The organism is Streptomyces sp. SID12501, assembly GCF_010550245.1.
Taxonomy (GTDB): Bacteria; Actinomycetota; Actinomycetes; order Streptomycetales; family Streptomycetaceae; genus Streptomyces.
This window is the reverse complement of sequence record NZ_JAAGLU010000352.1, coordinates 1-554: the sequence shown is the minus strand read 5'-3', so window position 1 is coordinate 554 and position 554 is coordinate 1. Positions and strand designations below refer to the sequence as shown.

Genomic DNA, 554 nt, shown 5'->3' with positions numbered 1-554 from the left:
CGCCGGCGCTCGGGTGGCAGCACATCCTCACCGAGCCCGTAGAGGAAGAGGAGCAGGGGCATCGGGGTCGACATCTGCATGACCTTCATCCGGTACAGGAACCGGCCCTCGGGCCCGTGCGCCGGGTGATGGTCGAGACGCTCGTAGATCTCGGCGTACCGCGCAAGCTCCGCGAACACGTCCTCGGTGGGAACGGAAGCGGCCCGTAGCCAGCGCTCGAACTCCTTGAACAACGCCGAGGAGGTGAACTCGCGCTGTGTGCGCATGGTGAGCCAATAGGTCAAGAAGACGTCGAGGCGGCTGCGCGTGATGCGGCCCGTCGTCTGCTCGGTCCGCCACTCGGCCTGGTCGAAGGGCGCCCAGTACGTCCGGTAGAGGCGGTCGATGTCCGCACCGGCGTGTTCGGCGTCCCGGAACAGCAGGTTCTTGACCAGGTCGGCGTGTTCCAACGGGGTGCCGCGGCTGTTGAGGGTCTCGAAGACGACCTGGGCGTCGTCGTGTTTCTCCAGGTCGATGACGACCAGGCGCAGGTGCTCACGCATCGTCTGCACCAG

The 554-nt window shown here is 66.4% G+C and carries 1 protein-coding gene; it reads right to left on the bottom strand.

What is annotated here, in order from left to right:
- On the bottom strand, nt 1–542 hold a 542-nt coding region (locus tag G3I71_RS46170), incomplete at its 3' end, for a DUF262 domain-containing protein (RefSeq protein WP_164324922.1).
- Nucleotides 543–554 lie beyond the last annotated feature (12 nt).